14 protein-coding genes are annotated in these 17,183 nt (G+C 69.8%); 8 read left to right on the top strand and 6 right to left on the bottom strand.

The features are described 5' to 3' along the window. Positions 1 to 19: 19 nt before the first annotated feature. From ACGFIW_RS29555 to ACGFIW_RS29535, 5 genes are all read left to right on the top strand, one after another. Positions 20 to 2,536, top strand: a complete 2,517-nt coding sequence (locus ACGFIW_RS29555; RefSeq protein ID WP_393322555.1) for a putative bifunctional diguanylate cyclase/phosphodiesterase — start codon at positions 20 to 22, stop codon at positions 2,534 to 2,536. Between the two features lie 67 nt (positions 2,537 to 2,603). After that, positions 2,604 to 3,944 carry a glycosyltransferase family 87 protein gene (locus tag ACGFIW_RS29550; RefSeq protein ID WP_393322552.1) on the top strand — a complete coding sequence of 447 codons (1,341 nt, stop codon included), beginning with the start codon at positions 2,604 to 2,606 and terminating at the stop codon, positions 3,942 to 3,944. Between the two features lie 41 nt (positions 3,945 to 3,985). Then, positions 3,986 to 4,618: a phosphoribosyltransferase gene (locus tag ACGFIW_RS29545; protein WP_393322549.1), complete on the top strand. Its 633-nt coding sequence runs from the start codon at positions 3,986 to 3,988 to the stop codon at positions 4,616 to 4,618. A 22-nt stretch (positions 4,619 to 4,640) separates the two neighbouring features. Beyond that, positions 4,641 to 5,015: a zf-TFIIB domain-containing protein gene (locus tag ACGFIW_RS29540; RefSeq protein WP_393322546.1), complete on the top strand. Its 375-nt coding sequence runs from the start codon at positions 4,641 to 4,643 to the stop codon at positions 5,013 to 5,015. A gap of 94 nt (positions 5,016 to 5,109) precedes the next feature. After that, entirely contained in the window at positions 5,110 to 5,787 is a 678-nt protein-coding gene (locus ACGFIW_RS29535; protein ID WP_393322543.1) for a maleylpyruvate isomerase N-terminal domain-containing protein, read from the top strand. Between the two features lie 13 nt (positions 5,788 to 5,800). On the opposite strand, the gene ACGFIW_RS29530 is transcribed toward ACGFIW_RS29535, so the two are convergent. After that, the gene (locus ACGFIW_RS29530; protein WP_393322540.1) at positions 5,801 to 6,718 is read right to left on the bottom strand and encodes a hypothetical protein; all 918 of its coding nucleotides are present in this window, start codon (positions 6,716 to 6,718) and stop codon (positions 5,801 to 5,803) included. After that, positions 6,715 to 9,486: a replicative DNA helicase gene (gene dnaB / locus ACGFIW_RS29525; RefSeq protein ID WP_393322537.1), complete on the bottom strand. Its 2,772-nt coding sequence runs from the start codon at positions 9,484 to 9,486 to the stop codon at positions 6,715 to 6,717. The genes ACGFIW_RS29530 and dnaB overlap by 4 nt, the downstream gene beginning before the upstream one ends. 381 nt (positions 9,487 to 9,867) lie before the next feature. Between dnaB and ACGFIW_RS29520 the strand changes: the two genes are divergently transcribed. Further along, positions 9,868 to 11,400: a hypothetical protein gene (locus ACGFIW_RS29520; RefSeq protein WP_393322534.1), complete on the top strand. Its 1,533-nt coding sequence runs from the start codon at positions 9,868 to 9,870 to the stop codon at positions 11,398 to 11,400. Between the two features lie 198 nt (positions 11,401 to 11,598). Here the strand turns inward: ACGFIW_RS29520 and rplI are convergent, their stop codons facing one another. From rplI to rpsF, 4 genes are all read right to left on the bottom strand, one after another. Continuing rightward, the gene (gene rplI, locus ACGFIW_RS29515) at positions 11,599 to 12,045 is read right to left on the bottom strand and encodes a 50S ribosomal protein L9 (protein ID WP_393322531.1); all 447 of its coding nucleotides are present in this window, start codon (positions 12,043 to 12,045) and stop codon (positions 11,599 to 11,601) included. Between the two features lie 14 nt (positions 12,046 to 12,059). Then, positions 12,060 to 12,341: a 30S ribosomal protein S18 gene (gene rpsR, locus ACGFIW_RS29510; protein ID WP_051723758.1), complete on the bottom strand. Its 282-nt coding sequence runs from the start codon at positions 12,339 to 12,341 to the stop codon at positions 12,060 to 12,062. Then, a complete protein-coding gene (locus tag ACGFIW_RS29505; protein WP_181518404.1) occupies positions 12,341 to 12,877 on the bottom strand; it encodes a single-stranded DNA-binding protein in 537 nt (178 codons plus the stop codon). Before ACGFIW_RS29505 ends, rpsR begins: the two co-directional genes overlap by 1 nt. A gap of 80 nt (positions 12,878 to 12,957) precedes the next feature. Then, positions 12,958 to 13,248 (bottom strand): 30S ribosomal protein S6, encoded by a 291-nt coding sequence (rpsF, locus tag ACGFIW_RS29500; RefSeq protein WP_036391391.1) that lies wholly within the window; start codon positions 13,246 to 13,248, stop codon positions 12,958 to 12,960. Positions 13,249 to 13,887: 639 nt separating this feature from the next. Here rpsF and ACGFIW_RS29495 point away from each other — a divergent pair. Both ACGFIW_RS29495 and ACGFIW_RS29490 read left to right on the top strand, forming a co-directional pair. Further along, positions 13,888 to 14,679, top strand: a complete 792-nt coding sequence (locus ACGFIW_RS29495; RefSeq protein WP_393322528.1) for a deoxyribonuclease IV — start codon at positions 13,888 to 13,890, stop codon at positions 14,677 to 14,679. After that, positions 14,676 to 17,174, top strand: a complete 2,499-nt coding sequence (locus ACGFIW_RS29490; RefSeq protein WP_393322525.1) for a hypothetical protein — start codon at positions 14,676 to 14,678, stop codon at positions 17,172 to 17,174. Before ACGFIW_RS29495 ends, ACGFIW_RS29490 begins: the two co-directional genes overlap by 4 nt. The last annotated feature ends 9 nt before the right edge of the window (positions 17,175 to 17,183 follow it).

The raw sequence follows: 17,183 nt of genomic DNA, 5'->3' as shown, positions 1-17,183 counted from the left end.
GCAGGCCTTCGGGAGTCGCATGACCCTTCCTCAGCGACGAGAGATTGAGACCGATCAGCGGCTACGGCTGCTCGTCGGTCTCGTCGTCGTTGTAGCAACCATCATCACGGCCACGTCGCTTCCGGGCGCGGCGCGCTCGGCGATGACCGCCACGCCGACCAACATCGCGATCCTCGTCGCGCTCACCGTCGCAATCGCCCTGGGCACCCTGGTCAAAGCAAGGGTGCGAATCCGGTCCACCACCCACTCGATCAGTTGGACCGAGGCCGCGATCATCATCGGCCTCGCCATCGCCCCGGCCCAGTCGGTGGTCCTCTGTACCGCGGTCGGCATCGCCTTTGCCTCGCTGCGACTGTCGCCGATCAAGATGGCCTTCAGTGTGGGCAAGAACGTCATCGTGGCCTGGGGTGCCGGCATCACGCTGGCAATGACGACCTGGACCTGGCCACCCGAGAGCGTCATCGCCCTGATCATGCCGGTAGCCGCCTCGTACCTGGTCGCGGCACTGCTGGACGACCTCCTGGCCATCCCGGTCATCGCGCTGGCCTCCGGCACCAAGATCTCAAGGCAGTTCCGGACCAACCTCGACCTCCGACTCGCCGGCTTCGCCGTACGGTTCGTCGTGGCGGTCTGCACGCTGCTGATCCTCGACGCGAACTTCAAACTCCTGTTGGCCATTCCGCCCCTGGTTCTCAGCCTGCACCTGGCCTACTCCACGAGAATCCGTTCCAGGACCGAACAGCAGGCGTGGCAACGACTCGCCCGCACCACCGACGCGCTCAACGTCGTCGACCTGGACACCGTTCTCACCACCGCCGTCACCCAGGCCGCCGAGCTGTTCTCCGCCGACGAGGTCGAAATCGAACTGCGCGACGGCGACCGCACCGTCCGCGGCGGCACCGGCGGCATCACCTTCGACGGCCCCATCGGCAAGCCCACCGACGTGGACGGCACGATCGTCCCCACCCCGCTCGAAGGGCACGACCGCACTGTCGACGTCGGCGTCCTCCGACTGCGCTTCCGCGGCCCGGTGCAGCTCTCCGAGCGCGAGCAGTACACCCTGCGCACCTTCGGCTCCGCGCTCTGCACCGCCGTGCGCAACGCCCAGGCATACGCCGAACTGGCCCGGGTGGCCAACGAGCACGCGTACGCCGCCGCGCACGACGCGCTGACCGGGCTGGCCAACCGCCGACACCTCCTCGACGAGGGCACCGAGCAGTTGAGCGCCCGGCACGCGGACGGGGTGACCGCGCTGGTGCTGATCGACCTCAACCACTTCAAGGAAGTCAACGACACGCTCGGGCACGCCGCCGGCGACCAGGTGCTGGTGCAGGTCGCCGACCGGTTGCGGGACGCAGCAAAGGCCACCGACCTGGTCGCCCGCCTCGGCGGCGACGAGTTCGCCGTACTCCTGCGCGGGCTGCCGGCCCCGGCGGTGGCCGCGCATCGGGCGGAGACGCTCCTCGCCGCCCTGCACGCGCCGTTCGAACTGGACGGCATGCGGATCAGCGTCGAAGCCAGCGGCGGCATCTCCGTCGCCCCGTCCAACGGTGGCATGACCGAGCTGCTGCGCCGCGCCGACGTGGCCATGTACCAGGCAAAACGTGCCGGGCAGCGAATCTCCACCTACGCCACCACCCGCGACACCGCCGACCTGGGCCGCCTCACCCTCGGTGGCGACCTGCCCCGCGCGGTCGCCGACCACGAGTTCATCGTCAACTTCCAACCGATCGTCGACCTGGGCACCGGCGAGGTGACGAGCGCCGAGGCGTTGGCCCGCTGGCGCCACCCCACCCACGGCATGATCGACCCGCTCCGTTTCCTGGAGGCGGTGGAGCGCTCCGGTCTGCTGCCGGCCTTCGCCGAGGCGATCCTCGACCAGGCACTGGTCGCGGCCACCACCTGGCGGGACGCCGGCTTCGACATACCTGTCGCGGTCAACGTGTCCCCCCGCAGCCTGCTCGACGCGCGATTCCCCGGCTCGGTGCTGGCCCGGCTGCGCGCCCACGACCTACCGGCGGACCGGCTGGTGCTGGAGCTGACCGAAACGCTCACGCTCAGCCAACTCGACGTGGTCGACCGCGTACTCAGCCGGCTGCGCGACGAGGGCGTCCGGTTGGCGTTGGACGACTTCGGCACCGGCTACTCCTCACTCTCCCTGCTCTCTCGCATCCCCGTGCACGAGCTGAAGATCGACCGAAGCTTCGTGACGACGATGGAGAGCTCAGCGGAGGCCGCCGCGGTCATCCGTTCCACCCTCGACCTGGGTCGCAGCCTCAACCTGGCGGTGGTCGCCGAGGGAGTGGAGAGCGAGCCACAGCGGCGGGCCCTCTGGGAGTTGGGCTGCGTCGCCGGCCAGGGCCACCTGTTCGCCCGGCCGGTGCCCGCCGGCACCCTCCTCGCGGCCATGCAGCGCGGCTCGGGCGGGCGCCCCGGCGCCCTCGTCGCGCCGCTGCACAACGCCGGCGCGGTGATCCGGTTGAGCCAGACCCGCCGCCAACCCGGCCGCGCCCGCCTCCCGCACCTGCCCGCCTGACCGGGCACCGGCCGCCCGCCCGACGCGGTCCGGTGCAGGTACGGCCCGGTCTGCCAGACTGGCTCGCGTGACCGCCGACGCCCCGACCGCCCGCCGACGCCCCTGGCACTGGCGCACGCTCGACACCGCCGCCGACGGACTCGCCCTCGACCTCGGCCTCTACGCCGTCTCGACCATCTTCGCCGCGATCACCGCTGTCACGTCGGCCCTGTCGCCGCACCGGGCCTGGGGGGCGGTCGCCGCCGTCGGGTACCTGGCCGCGACGCTTGTGGTGATCACCCAACTCCTGCTGCGTCGGCACCATCCCACCGCACCGCTCGTCGGTCTACGCGCCCGCTGGGCGATCACCGGCCTCACCTGGGCGAGCACCGCACTGCTGCCCCTGCTCTGGCAGAGCATCGAGCGGGCCAGCGGGCGCACCGACCGCGCACAGGAGGAGGTGCTTGTCGTGGAACACGCCGGCACCCGCCTCCTGGAACACGGCACGCCCTACCTCGGACACGACGCGATAGCCGCCCTACCCCCCGGCGAACAACTGCTGGGCTACACCCCGTACCAGCCCGGCATGGCGATGTTCGGCCTGCCCAGAGCACTTGCCGACACCTGGTGGACCGATTCCCGGGTCTGGTTCGCGGTGGGCACCGCACTGGCGCTCGCCCTGGCCGTCGCCGCCCTGCGCAGGCCACCGGCCGCCGACGGCCAGACCGACAGGGGCCACCGACCGGACGCCGCGCTGCTGCGCGGGGTGCAGGCCGCCACCGTCCTGCCCGTCTGCGCCCTCACCCTCGCCACCGGCGGCGACGACCTACCCGTACTCGCGCTCTGCCTGCTGGCCCTCGCGCTGGCCGCCACCGACCGACCCGGCCGCGCCGGCCTCGCGGTCGGGCTCGCCGGCGCGCTGAAGCTCTTCGCCTGGCCGGTCGCGCTCGTCCTGATCGTCTGGGGCCTGACCCGACGCGCCGGCACCCGGGTCGCCGCCGGCGCGATCGGCCTGCCCGTCGCGGCCCTGCTGCCGGCGATGCTCGTCGACCACGACGCGCTGACCGAGAACGTGCTGCGCTTCCCCCTCGGCCACGGCCTGGTCACCAGCCCCGCACAGTCCCCCTTTCCCGGCTACCTGATCGCCAACGCACTACCCGCCGGCCGGGTCGTCGCCGCCGCGCTGCTTGTCGCCGCCGGTGTGGCCATCGCCGTCCGGCTCGCCCGCCGCCCGCCCCGCACCGCCGTCGCCACGGCGCTGATCTGCGGGTACGGGCTACTCGCCGCCATCGCCCTGATGCCCTCGACGCGCTTCGGTTACCTGCTCTACCCGATGGCCCTGCTCACCTGGGCACCCGCCCTGCACCGCCCGGTCCCCCCGACTGCCACGCCGGTCCCCGAGCTGGCCGGTCGGACCGCATCGGCGTAACTGCCGGGTGGAACGGCCCGCCAGGGCGTAGACCTGAAGGCATGACGACGTACCGCAACCGGGCCGACGCGGGCCGGGTGCTCGCCGAGCGGCTCACCGCACTCGTCGGCGACCCGGACGTGGTCGTCCTCGGCCTCGTCCGTGGCGGCGTACCGGTCGCCCGGGTCGTCGCCGAACGACTCGGCGCACCACTGGACGTGCTTGTCGTCCGCAAACTCGGCATGCCGTGGGCCCGGGAGGTCGCCTTCGGCGCGCTCGGGCCGGGCGGTGTTCAGGTGCTCAACGACGCGGTGGCCAGCCGACTCAGCGACGACGACATCGCCGAGGTCAGCCAACGGGAGCAGACCGAACTGGCCCGTCGGGAGCGGCTCTACCGAGGTGGCCGCGCCGAGGTGGACCTCACCGGACGGACCGCCGTGATCATCGACGACGGCCTGGCCACCGGCGCGACCGCCCGCGCCGCCGTGGAGGTCGCCCGCCGACTCGGGGCACACCGGGTCGTGGTGGCCGTCCCGGTCGGCGCACAGGAGGCGTACGAACTGCTCGCCGCCGAGGCGGACCAGGTCATCTGTGCCCAACGCCCACCCGAGTTCGGCGCCGTGAGCGTCTACTACGACGACTTCCACGAGGTCTCCGACGCAGAGGTCAGCGAGGCGCTCACAGCAACCGCTTAGGTCGACCAGGTACCGTCGGGCGATGAGTAGTCTCACCTGTCCCAAGTGTCACGGAGAAATGCGTCAGTACGAGCGCAGCGGCGTCGTGATCGACCAGTGCGGGGAGTGCCGCGGCATCTTCCTGGACCGCGGCGAGTTGGAGAAGCTGTTCGAGGCGGAGGCCAACTGGAGCCGCCAACAGACCGGTGGTGCGCCGCAGCAACCCAGCCACCAGCCGGCCGGCTACCCGCCGCCGCCCCCGCCTCCGCACCAGCCCGGATACGGTGCTGTCCCGCCGCCGCCCCCGCCCGGCTACCCGCCGGCGCCGGCCTACGGCCACCAGCAGCAGCACCACGGCTACCACGGGCACTACCGGCAGAAGAAGCGCAAGGGCTTCCTCGACGAGATGTTCGGCTGAGCCAAGCCGACAACCCGCCCGGGTCGATCACGCGTCGACCCGGGCAGCAGCTCGCCGGTTGGCGGGCGGGATGGTCCATGCGAGGCTGAATCGCATGACCACGATCCGAGCGGACGAGGCGCTGGCCCAGGCGTACGACGGGATCACCGCAGTGGTCGTCGACCTGGACGACGCCGGCCTGCAACGAGCCACCCGCTGCCAGGGCTGGCTCGTCGCGGACCTGCTCCTGCACGTGCTCGGCGACGCCCAGCGTGCGCTTGTCGCACTGGCCAGCCCCGCCGACGGGCCGGCCGACGTCGACGACGTCAGCTACTGGCGCGACTTCCCCGCCGACGACGAAGCGAGCACCCGGCACGCCTGGTGGGTGCGCCGATCGGCCGCCGCGTTCGACAGTCCGAGCGGGATCGTCCGGCTCTGGCGCGACACCGCCCCGGCGGCGGTTCGCGCCGCCAGGTCAGCAAATCCCGAGGGGTACGTGACCACGCAGGGGCACGTGCTGCGCGTACCGGACTTCCTCGCCACCCTGACCACCGAGGCGGTCATCCACCACCTGGACCTGACCCCGGCCCTGCCCGACGCACCGCTGCCCGGTCCGCTGGCCTTGGGTGTCGCGGTGGCGACCATGGACGGCCTGCTCAGCGACGACACGGTGCGGCCTACCGCGTGGGACGACCAGGACTTCCTGCTGAAGGCCACCGGGCGCGTCCCGCTGACCGATCGGGACCGGCTGGAGCTGGGTGAGTCGGCGGGCTGGTTCCCACTGCTCGGGTAAGCAAAGCTGGCCTTCAGCCCAGGATGTTCTTCGCGGTCTCCGCCTTGCGGGCCAACGCAACCGTCGCCCCCGCATAGAGCAAGGCGATTATCTTCTCAGCAGGCCCACATGTTGTTCCGATCGTATAGATCGACTTGTGCGGCCGGACAGAGAGACCGTTAATCCCATGGCTTCTGAGGAAGGCAGCAAACGCCTCTAGTAGACGTTGACTGCCCACCAACCTAAACTGCGAGAATTTCGACAGACTCCGACCCGGTCGGAGATAGCTGCCAATCGAGCCATCTCCGTCGACAACGCCGCGCCAGAAATCACGCGACTCATCTAATCGGTCGCCGATCGGGCCTTGGTATCTCCCCAGAGCGACCAGACGCTCCGCCAGGCGATCCGAGCGCACGGAGAACTGGCACGATCCGTGCGTGGGGCTCGGCGCTGAGATGCTACTGCTCGAACCCAGGAACGTACGCAGCGCGACAAGATGGTCACGGTCCCGCTGGGCGAGGCCCACGGAAATCTGCGGGAGGTGGTCAGCGCGGTACGTCACGCAGCCGTCCGCGAAGAGGAACCCCAGCCAGTAGCAAGCCTCCGGCGTCAGTACGTCGAATGCGTCGTGCCGAAGTGTGTGAACCGTCCTTCGGATCTGTACGCCACGCCGAACCAGTAAGCCTCGCATCCCAGGCACCGAGAGCCCGAAATTTTTCGCAACCTCGGACAGGGGAAGGCCTTCGGAGTATTGCCTAACGGCCTCCGCCCGCTCCAACTCGGTCAGCTTGGCCACTGAACGAGCCGGCACCCCACGCCGCCGCAGGCCACGGATCGCCTGCCGGCTGACGCCGTGCTCGCTGGCGATCCTAGTAAGGCTTTCGCCATTTTCTGCACGCTGCACGGCAGCTTCGATTTGCGCCGCAGATAGACGGGAATCCGTTCTGCTCATCCGATTGCCATGTCCACGAATCGCGAGAGATGCAGTTGCGCCGCGACAGTTACGGTATCGGTGGGTCCATTCCGATGCTTGGCAATTATGAAATCCGCTTCGCCGGCCCGAGGCGACTCCTTGTCGTAGTAGTCGTCACGATGCAGCAGGATGACTACGTCGGCATCTTGCTCAATTGACCCCGATTCACGCAAATCGGACAGCTGGGGCCGCTTGTCGGTGCGCTGCTCGGGGCCACGGTTGAGCTGACTGACCGCGATCACCGGGCACTCCACCTCCTTGGCCAACAGCTTCAGGCCACGGGACAGGTCGGCGACCTCCTGCTGGCGGCTCTCGGTGCGCTTCGGTGAGGTCATCAGCTGCAGATAGTCGACCACGATCATTTTGAGGTCGTGCCGCTGCTTCAACCGTCTGGCCTTGGCCCGGATCTCCATCAGGTTCATGCTCGGCGTGTCGTCGACGAAGAGCGGCGCCTCACTGATCTCACCCATGCACCGGGCCAGCTTGGTCCAGTCGTCGTCGGAGAGCTGACCGCTGCGCAGCACGTGCAGTGGCACCCGCGCCTCGGCGGAGAGCAGCCGCATGACGATCTCGACCTTGCTCATTTCCAGCGAGAAGATCGCGGCAGCCTGGTTGGCGCGGATAGCAGCATTGCGGGCGAAGTCCATGCTCGCCGTGCTGTTGTGCGTCGGGATCATGGCCCGGCCGGCCAGGTACAGGTGATCGTCGTTATCAACAGTCACGCATCGCACCGGCACACTCGGAACCGCCCGGACGTCCACGATGAAGCGGGTTCCGGATCGGGCGGTGCCTTCCCCCCGCCGTCGTGCCGCGTGCAGTTCCCGCTTCCGGGCAAGCCCGAAGACCTCATCCCTGGTCGTGAAGTTCACGTTGTATGCGACCGACGTCTCCGGCTTGCGCCCGTCGACCGCTCTGCGACTGATCGAGCAGCGGTATCCCAGACTGACGATCAGCTCATACACACCGGCGGCCAGTCGCTCCGAGGTGGTGGTGAATTGCGCATTTCCCGTGTCAGTGACAGTTCCGTCGGTGTCGAGCAGCCCTGCGAGCAGGGCTCGGCGCTGCCCTTCAGACGCGCGCAGGTAGGCATCGGGTATGTGCTTGAAGTTCAGCACTCCCGACTCTCGCAGACTTCGCACCAGGGAGGAAGGGCGGTTCCCGCAGGCCGCGCAGCCGTTTCGACGCCAGTCGCAGACCGGGCACTTTCTGGGCAGGATCGTGTAGAGGGTCGAGACAGCGCCTGATTGCCTGACCTCGAAGCCATCCTCTTCGATACGCCGCAGGATACCGGGGTCAACGGTCGTGATCTGGCTGTCGGCGCTGCTGCCGTCACCCAACCACGCCCCGAGCGTGTACGGCGGGATCGGGAGGAGTCGATCGGGAAGGCTGAGAGGGGCCGCGTTCGTAACCGCATGATTGAGGCGACGATCTGCCGTCTCCGTGCGCAGCGTCGCCCGAATCTGCTCGGTCGTCACGACCCCCGGCTGCATGCTGTCACCGGGGTCAGCGGTCCAGCGCTCAACCCGGTAGAGCAATCTTCCAGGGAGCGCACGGGTGGGATACGCACGCGCCGGACGTTTCCCCGGCCTGCCGCGCATCGAGGAGGAAGCCTCCCGCGGCAACTCACGGGCGACCCTTTGGGCTGTGTGCACGAGCTCTGCGCCGATCGTGCTGGCCAACTCGTTGATGGTGACGGTGTCAGTGGTCGAGGCGGTCGTGGCGGCGGTGCGCAGCCGTTCAACGGTCTCCGGGCGCCATTGGTTGCGACGCCTGTCGTCGCCCGCTCTGCGGCTCGCTCGGGTGGTGGTCTTCCACAGATGCTCGGCGTCCGCCACGAGGATGGACCCGTCGGAGAACTCGACCTCGTAACAAGGACGGTCGTGACGCACCTCGAAGGCATGGGTGACAGTGGTGGGATGGCCGTTCGCGCCGATGAGCCGGTCACCGACCTGTACCTCACCCATCGTGGTCCAGCCGTCCGGCGTCGGCAGCGGGGTGTCGAGCGCGAGCGCCTTTCCCAGACCGGGCCTTCCAGCCACGATGATCAGCTGTCCAGCGTGCAGGCCGTTGAGCAGTCGATCCAGGTCGCTGAAGCCGGTCGGCACGCCGGTCATCATGCCGCCCTGCGCGCCCACCGCCTCGATCTCGTCAAGGGTCGGCTGCAACATGTCGGCCAGGATCGCGAAGTCCTCGCTGACCCGCCGTTCGGTGACGTCGTAGACGGCCTGCTGGGCGAGGTCCACGACGTCGTCGACGTCGCGACTGCCGCCGCTGGCGGTGCCGTAGCCCAGTTGCACGATCTTGGTGCCGGCCTCGACCAGCCGGCGCAGCACCGCGCGCTCGCTGACGATGCGCGCGTAGTAGGCCGCGTTCGCGGCGGTGGGCACGCTGGCGATGAGGGTGTGCAGGTAGGGCGCGCCGCCGATGCGGACCAGGTCGCCAGAGTCGGCGAGCGCCGCCGCGACCGTGATCGAGTCGGCCGGCTCACCCCGGCCGTAGATGTCGAGGATGATGTCGAAGATGGTGGCGTGCACCGGCCGGTAGAAGTCGTTGGTCTTGAGGATCTCGACGACGTCGGCGATGGCGTCCTTGGAGAGCAGCATGCCGCCCAGGACGCACTGCTCCGCGGCGACGTCCTGCGGTGGGGTCTTGTCGAACTGGCCGTCTCGTGGCGCGGGTGGTTGGCCGCCACCGGACCGTGACTCCGCCCGCATGTCGTCGGTGACCGACACGGGTTCCCCCTCCACTGCGTCGGATCTGTTCCAGCTCTACCGCTGGGGTCTGACACTTCCGTCCGACCGGGCCGGTCGATCGGGGGCCATCGCGCCGGCGGTCGGGGGCCAACCATACGGACCCCGAGGTCAGAGACTCAACAACGCCGGTGGACGAGCCTCGGGACAACCTGTGGATGCCGGTCGACATGGTGTGCGCAGTGTGTGCACAGCCTGTGGATAACCACTGGGGAATTCTCGGCCTTAGCTCGTTGACCTGCGAAGACATGCTCCCCAGCCTGTGGAGGAGAATATTTCGGTCGGGTCTGTGACACGATCGTCCCGTACTATCTCCAGCGAACGGCTACACCTGGACAGCGGATTCCGCTTTCGGTTCAGAAGGGTCACACTCCGGCCGTGAGTTACCGGGACTGGGGACGCGGGGATGGCAGCCCGCGCGAGCGCCAGCCGACCGCCTCGTGGGGTGAGCGCGCGGCGTCTCTTCCGGTTGAGCCGTACGACGAGGACGGCCGCTACCGGACGTCCAGCCGGCGGCGTGCGTTGGACCGCGGCCAGGACGAGCCCGTCGACGCCTACCTGCCCCGGTGGGCGCTGGAGTCGGGTGTTCGGCACGCCGACGGCGGCGGTCGCCACGCGGCACCGGACGAGGACGAGCCCGAACGCGAGCCTGAGCGGCCGACTTCCGGTGCCGGCCGGCGGGCCATCGAGTCGTCGGGCAGTCGACAGCGGGGCAGTGGGACGAGTTGGCGGGAGCAGGCGGCGATCGGTGCGGCCCCGGAGTCGGACCACACCCGGGAGTGGACGCTCGACCGTCCGCAGGAGCAGGGGTACGCCGGGCGTCGACGCGCGGACGCCGGGGAGGACGAGCCGGTCTCCGGCGCTGTCACGGACCGCCGTCCCCGCCGTGCGCCCGCTGGCCGTCCCCAGGTGATCTGGTCCGGCGGGGATCTGGAGCCCGCTCCGAGCGAGCCGGTGCCGGACGTGAGCCGCCCCACCAGGCGCAGCCGGCGTGCGGCGGAGGAGTCGTGGTCCCGGCCGGCTGCCGACCCGTGGGCGCGTGGGTCGGATCGGGTGGCCGAGCCCGAGCCGTCGTACCCGCCGGCGGTCGATCCGTGGGATTCCTCGGGCGTGCACGCGTGGCCGTCCGGTGCCGACGGCACGGATCTGAGCGAGCAGTGGTCGGCGGTGGATGGCGTCGGTGGATGGGAGCGGTCCGACCGCACCGGCCAGTGGGAGCGGTCCGCGATCGAGGACGACCAGTGGGAACGTGCGCTGCCGCCGCGCTCCGACCGGGCTGCCACGGCGGAGGACTGGCCGACGCGGGACGACGGGTTCTGGTCCGGCACTCGGCTGGCGGGCGATGACCCCAGATGGACGGATCCGCTGCCGTCGGCGCCTCGCTCGCCGGTGGTGGGCTACACGGCTCCTCGGCCGCGCAGTGCGCCGGTGCCCCCTCGGGCTGCGCCACGGCGTCGGGCGGACCGGGCGGCGGTCGGTGCGGCGTCGGTGCGGCGTCGGGTCGAGTCGGCGGCCACGGGTGCCTGGGCTCGCCGCCTGGAGGACGATCTGCTCGACCCGGATCCGGGTGGGCCCTTCCGGCCGTTGCTGTACACGGCCGCCTGTTATCTGACGCCGGCGGTTCTGATCTTCGTGTGGCTGTTGACGTTGGACAGTCAGGCGCCGGCTGGTTGTGTGACCGACATCAGCGGGGGTGGGTGCGATTCGCCCCGGTCCCGCGCGTTGGAGTCGCTGCTGGCCGGCTCGCCGCGCTTCGGGTTGGCGTTGGTGAGCAGTCTGGTGGTGGCGGCGCTGCTGCGCCGGGTGGGCACGACGTGGCGTTCGGCCACCATCGCGCTCGCCGCCGCGGTGGTGGGCGGCGGCCTCTCCACGGTGCTGATCAGCGCGGTGACCGGTCAACCGATCGGGTGACCGGCCGGCGGGGCGAGGCTGCGCCGGGTGGGGTTCGCCGGCAAGCGCGGTAGCCGGCGGCCCTGGCCTTCTCGCCGCTGCTGCGCGAGATGATCGTCAGCCGTACCGGTGGCGAGGCCGTGAGCAGAGGCCGATGGTGTACGCACGAGGGCCCGCACCGACTGCTCGGTGCGGGCCCTCGTGGTGGTGTTGCGGACGTCAGCCCTGAAGGACGTTCAGGTTGAACGACGCGGTCACCTCGGGGTGAAGCTTGATCTTCACCGGGTAGGTGCCGGTCGACTTGATGTGACCGGGCACCTCCAGCCGACGCCGGTCGAGGACCGGGCCGCTGGCCGCCTTGACGGCGTCGACGATCTCGGCCGGGGTGACCGAGCCGAAGAGCCGTCCGCCGTCGCCGGCGCGGACCTTCAGGTTGACCTTGAGACCCTCGAGCTGAGCCTTGACCTCGTTGGCGTGGTCGAGGTCGCGGATCTCGCGGGCCCCACGGGCCCGCTTGATGACCGTGACCTGCTTTTCCGCGCCCTTGGTCCAGGCGATCGCGAAGCCCTGCGGCAGCAGGTAGTTACGGCCGTAGCCGTCCTTGACCTCGACGACGTCGCCCGGGGCACCGAGGCCGGACACTTCCTGAGTCAGGATGATCTTCATATCGGTGCCTCCTCTCAGCGGGTGGTGGCCGTGTAGGGCAGGAGCGCCATCTCACGGGCGTTCTTGACCGCACGGGCGATCTGCCGCTGCTGCTGCGAGGTCACGCCGGTCACCCGACGAGCGCGGATCTTGCCGCGATCGGAGATGAACTTGCGCAGCAGCGCGGTGTCCTTGTAATCGATGTAGGCGATCCCGTCCTTGTCGAGCGGGTTCACCTTCTTCTTGGGCTTGCGCAGTGCCGCAGCCTTGGCCGTTGCACGTGCTCCTGGTTTGCGATCGCGAGCGCTAGGCGCCATTAGAACGGTGGCTCCTCATCAAAATTGGCGCCCGAACCGGCACGCGCGGGAGAGGGAGCTGCCGAGGCCCAGGGGTCGTCGAAGTTGCCTCCGCCGCCGCCCTGGTTGCCACCGCCACCGCCGCCACCGAAGCCGCCGCCACCGCCGCCGGAGCGGGACATCTTCTGCACCTTCGCCGTGGCGTAGCGCAGCGACGGGCCGATCTCGTCGACCTCAAGCTCGATGACGGTGCGCTTCTCACCCTCGCGGGTCTCGTACGACCGCTGACGCAGCCGGCCCGACACGATCACCCGGGCGCCACGCTGCAGCGACTCGGCGACGTGCTCGGCGGCCTGCCGCCACACGGTGCATGCGAGGAACAGCGGCTCGCCGTCCTTCCATTCGTTCGACGCCTTGTCCATGAAACGGGGCGTCGAAGCGACTCGGAACTTGGCGACCGCAGCCCCGGAGGGGGTGAACCGCAACTCGGGGTCATCGGTCAGATTGCCGATGACCGTGATGGTGGTGTCTCCTGCCATGACCATCTCCTCGCGCACTCAGCGTCTCGTCGTACAGGCTCGCAGAGCCGTACGACAGAGTCACGGAGGCTGATCCGGACGAACCGGGGTTGGATGCTCTAGCGCATTTCCGGTCGGATGACCTTGGTGCGCAGCACGGACTCGTTGAGGCGCAACTGACGGTCCAGCTCGGCCACCGCAGCAGGCGTGGCCTGCAGGTCGATGACGGCGTAGATGCCCTCGGCCTTCTTGTTGATCTCGTACGCGAGGCGCCGGCGGCCCCACACGTCGGTCTTCTCAACCGAGCCACCCGCGGTCCGAATCACGTTCAGGTACGTGTCGAGCGACGGTGCGACGGTGCGTTCCTCGAGGCTGGAGTCGAGGATGACCATGAGTTCGTAGTGACGCAAGACGTGCTCACCTCCTGTGGGCTAAGCGGCCACGGTCCTTCCGTGGCAGGAGGTCTTGTGTCGCTGCCCGCACGCGCCGAGGGAACCCGGCCGGACGCGGACAACCTGACCAGGATACCCGGTCCGAAGGATCATGCCCGGGGCGGTCGGGTCAGCACCCGGACGCGCTGACGGGGGTCCACCGCCCGACCGTGTAGCGATCGGTGGTGGACCCCCGTCCAACGAGGCCGCGGGGCGTCCCGTCCGCATTCCTTGGGTGGGACCTGGGGAGGAACGACCACACCGATGAGGTTGGACTGGAGACGCCCCGCGGAGCTTTATCGTGTTGTTATCTGACGATACAACAGGACTCGTACCTTGTCGGAGGAAAAAGTACAAATTTCCGAGATTCTTCATCGGTCGAGAGCCGGCGTGTGGAGGGCCGCCCCCGCCGCGCCGGGCCGCATGGCGGAGGCAACCTCGCTGTCGGCCGTCGACCCCGGTTGCCCTACGCGGCGCCCGCGCCGCCACCGGACCGGGGCACTGGTCGCCGGTTCAATCCCATCAACGACCGTCGGTCCAGGCGGTGACGTGCGGCCGGCCGCGACACCGTCCCGACCGTCGCAGCGACAGTCAGGGTCGCGACGTAGGCTCGCTCGCATGCGTATCGGAGCCCACGTCGACTCGACCGACCCGCTGGCGGAGGCGGCCGCCCGGTCCGCCGACACCGTGCAGTTCTTCCTCTCCGACCCTCAGGGGTGGAAGGCGCCCAAGCCTCGGGAGGACGCCGCACTACTGCGCGCGGCCGAGGTCGACCTCTACGTGCACGCGCCGTACGTCATCAACGTGGCGACCCTCAACAACCGCATCCGGATCCCGAGCCGAAAGCTGCTGCTCGGGCATGCCAACGCGGCCGCCGCCATCGGCGCCAAGGGCGTGATCGTCCACGGCGGGCACGTCAACGCCGGGGACGACCTGGCCGTCGGCTTCGACAACTGGCGCAAGACCTTCGCGTACGCCGCCGACTCCGGCGGCTTCGGCGTGCCGGTTCTGATCGAGAACACCGCCGGGGGCGACAACGCGTGCGCCCGTCGACTGGACGCGCTGGCGCGGCTCTGGGACGCCATCGGTGACCACGAGGTCGGCTTCTGCCTGGACACCTGCCACGCGTTCGCGGGCGGTGAGGACCTGCTCGGGCTCGTCGACCGGGTCAAGGCGATCACCGGCCGGATCGACCTGATCCACGCCAACAACTCCAAGGGCGCGTTCAACTCCGGCCAGGACCGGCACGACAACCTGGGCGGCGGGACCATCGACCCGGAACTGGTGGTGGCGGTCATTCGGGCGGCCGGGGCACCGGTGGTGGTCGAGACACCGGGAGGTGTGGCCGGTCAGGCCGCCGACATCGACTTTCTCCGTCAGCAGCTCGGGACGGCGAGCCGGGCAGCATGACGACCGGACAGCCCGGGACCGGTGCGGCCCGGCCCGCCCCCGCCGACGCGGAAGCCGAGAACCAACCCGCCACCGCGTCCCCGGCGGGCAGCCCGACCCGGCCGGCCGACAGCTCGGGCACCGACAAGGCGCCCGGCTCCGCCGAGGCATCGGCGCCGACGACTGAGAAAAGCCCCGGGGAGCGGCCTCCGCGATCGACAGACGACACGAAGCCCGCGGCGGCGACGAACGGCAGATCCACGGGTGCCAGCGCCGCCACCGGTGACATCGAGCCCGGTCCCGCGAAGAACGACGCGGCCAGGACCGGCGGTACGGGCAAGGCCAGCGACTCGGCCGAAGCCAGCGGCACGGGCGAAACCAGCGACGCGACCAAAACCAGCGGCACGGGCGAAACCAGCGACGCGACCAAAACCAGCGGTACGGCCCGGGACGTCACCGGCACGGACGCACCGAAGCGGGGCTGGATCAGCCGCCTGACCAAGCGCGGCAAAGCGGCCAAGGGGGACAGCGCCACGGCCGGTGCCGTCAAGGTCGATGACCCGGCCAAGAACAGCGACCCGACCAAGGTCGACGACACCAAGGCAGACGCCGTCAAGGTCGATGACCCGGTCAAGGACGGCGCGGCCAAGGACGACCCGACCAAGGACGGCGCGGTCGAGAGTGCGAAGCCGAGCGACGCCAACGGCCCGGCACAGACCGGTGGCGAGACGAAGCCGGCTGACCCGGATCGTTGGGAGGCGTTCGCCTCCGCTCCGGAGCCGAAACCGTCCATCCTCACCCGATCCGGCCGGGCCGTGGGCCGATTCCTGATCCACGAGTGGACCCTGGCCGCCCTCGGCGCGCTGGCGCTGGCCGTGCTGATGACCTGGCCGACGCTGCGCTACCCGCGCTACACACTCCCGCAGGACTACTGGGATCCGAGCCTGCAAGCCTGGCAGATGGCCTGGTCGGGGCACATCCTGCTGGCCGATCCGGCGCGCCTGTGGCAGTCCAACACGTTCTTCCCCGAGCTGTGGAGCTTCGCGTTCTCCGACACCCTGCTCGGGTACGCCCCGGCGGGGATGCTCGGCAGCGGTCCCGAGGACGCGGTCCTGCGCTACAACATCATGTTCGTGCTGGCGCACGCGCTCGCCACGTTCGGGGCGTACGCCCTGGCCCGACAGCTCGGTGCCGGCCGGATCGGTGCCGCCGTCGCCGGGGTCACCTACACCTACGCGCCATGGTTGTTGTCCCAGGCCGGGCACCTGCACGTGCTCTCCAACGGCGGGATTCCGCTGGCGCTGGCGATGTTGGCGCGCGGGCACGGTTGGTCACTGCGGCACGGTTACCGACCCGAACGCCGGCACGACGGCTGGGTCTACGGCGGTTGGCTGGTGGCGGCCTGGCAGCTCAGCCTCGGCTTCGGCATCGGGCTGCCGTTCGCGTACTTCCTCGGCGTCGCGGTGCTGGTCGCCGTCGTCCTCTTCTACGCGCGGCGGCTGCGCACCCGTCAGGCCGTACCGTTCGGTCGCCGGCTGCTCCTCGCCGACCTGCTCGGCGGGTTGCTGTTCGCCGGTGTGGGTCTGCTGATGGCGTTTCCGTTCTTCCGGGTGACCGAGCTGCATCCGTATGCCGAACGCACCATCGACGACGTCAGCATCTTCTCGCCGCCGGCGTCGGGTTTCGTGACGGCGCCCGCCGAGTCGTGGATCTGGGGTGGACTGCACGAGGGCGCCCGCGCGGCACTGCCGTGGCACCCGGAGATGACCCTGTTGCCGGGCTACGTGCTCTACGCGCTCGCCCTGGGTGGGCTGTTCTTCTCGGCTTGGCGGCTGCGGCACCGACTGCTGCTGCTCGCCGGGGTGCTGGTGACGATGGCCTTCGCGATGGGCACCCGCTTCTTCGACGGCACCTTCACCTACGTACCGCTCTTCGAGCACGTGCCGGGCTGGAGTGCTCTGCGTACCCCCGGTCGGTTGATGCTGTGGACCACGTTGTTGCTTGGTCTGCTCGCGGCGGGAGCGGTCACCGCGCTCACCGACCGGGTCCGCGAGTTGACCGCGCAGCGCATCCCGTCGTGGCCGGGGCCGTGGCTGCGGATGGCCACGTTGCTGCCGCTGCTGTTGGTCACCGTGGAGGGCCTGAACAACACCCCGCACCCGGTGGTGCCGAGACAGCCGGCCGCGATGCGTACGGTCGAGGGGCCCCTGCTGGTGCTGCCCAGCAGCCAGAACCTGGACCAGCACGTGATGCTCTGGTCGACGAGTGGGTTCCCCGACGTGGTCAACGGCGGCAGTGGCTTCACGCCACGTCAGCTTGACGACGTCCGTCGGGTGAGCCAGGCGTTCCCCAACCAGACAAGCATCGACTATTTGCGCACGCTCGGCGTCCGGACGGTGGTGCTGCTGCGCGACCGGGTGCCCGGCACGCCGTGGGAGATCACCATCGACGCACCTGTCGAGTCGCTCGGCATCACCCGCCAGGAGGTCGGGGACGCCGTCGTCTACCGGCTCTGACGCGGGACC

This window comes from Micromonospora sp. NPDC048935 (assembly GCF_043197875.1).
In the GTDB taxonomy this organism is placed as follows: Bacteria; Actinomycetota; Actinomycetes; order Mycobacteriales; family Micromonosporaceae; genus Micromonospora.
Note: the sequence above shows the minus strand (reverse complement) of the source record. Positions and strands in the feature narration are given on the sequence as shown.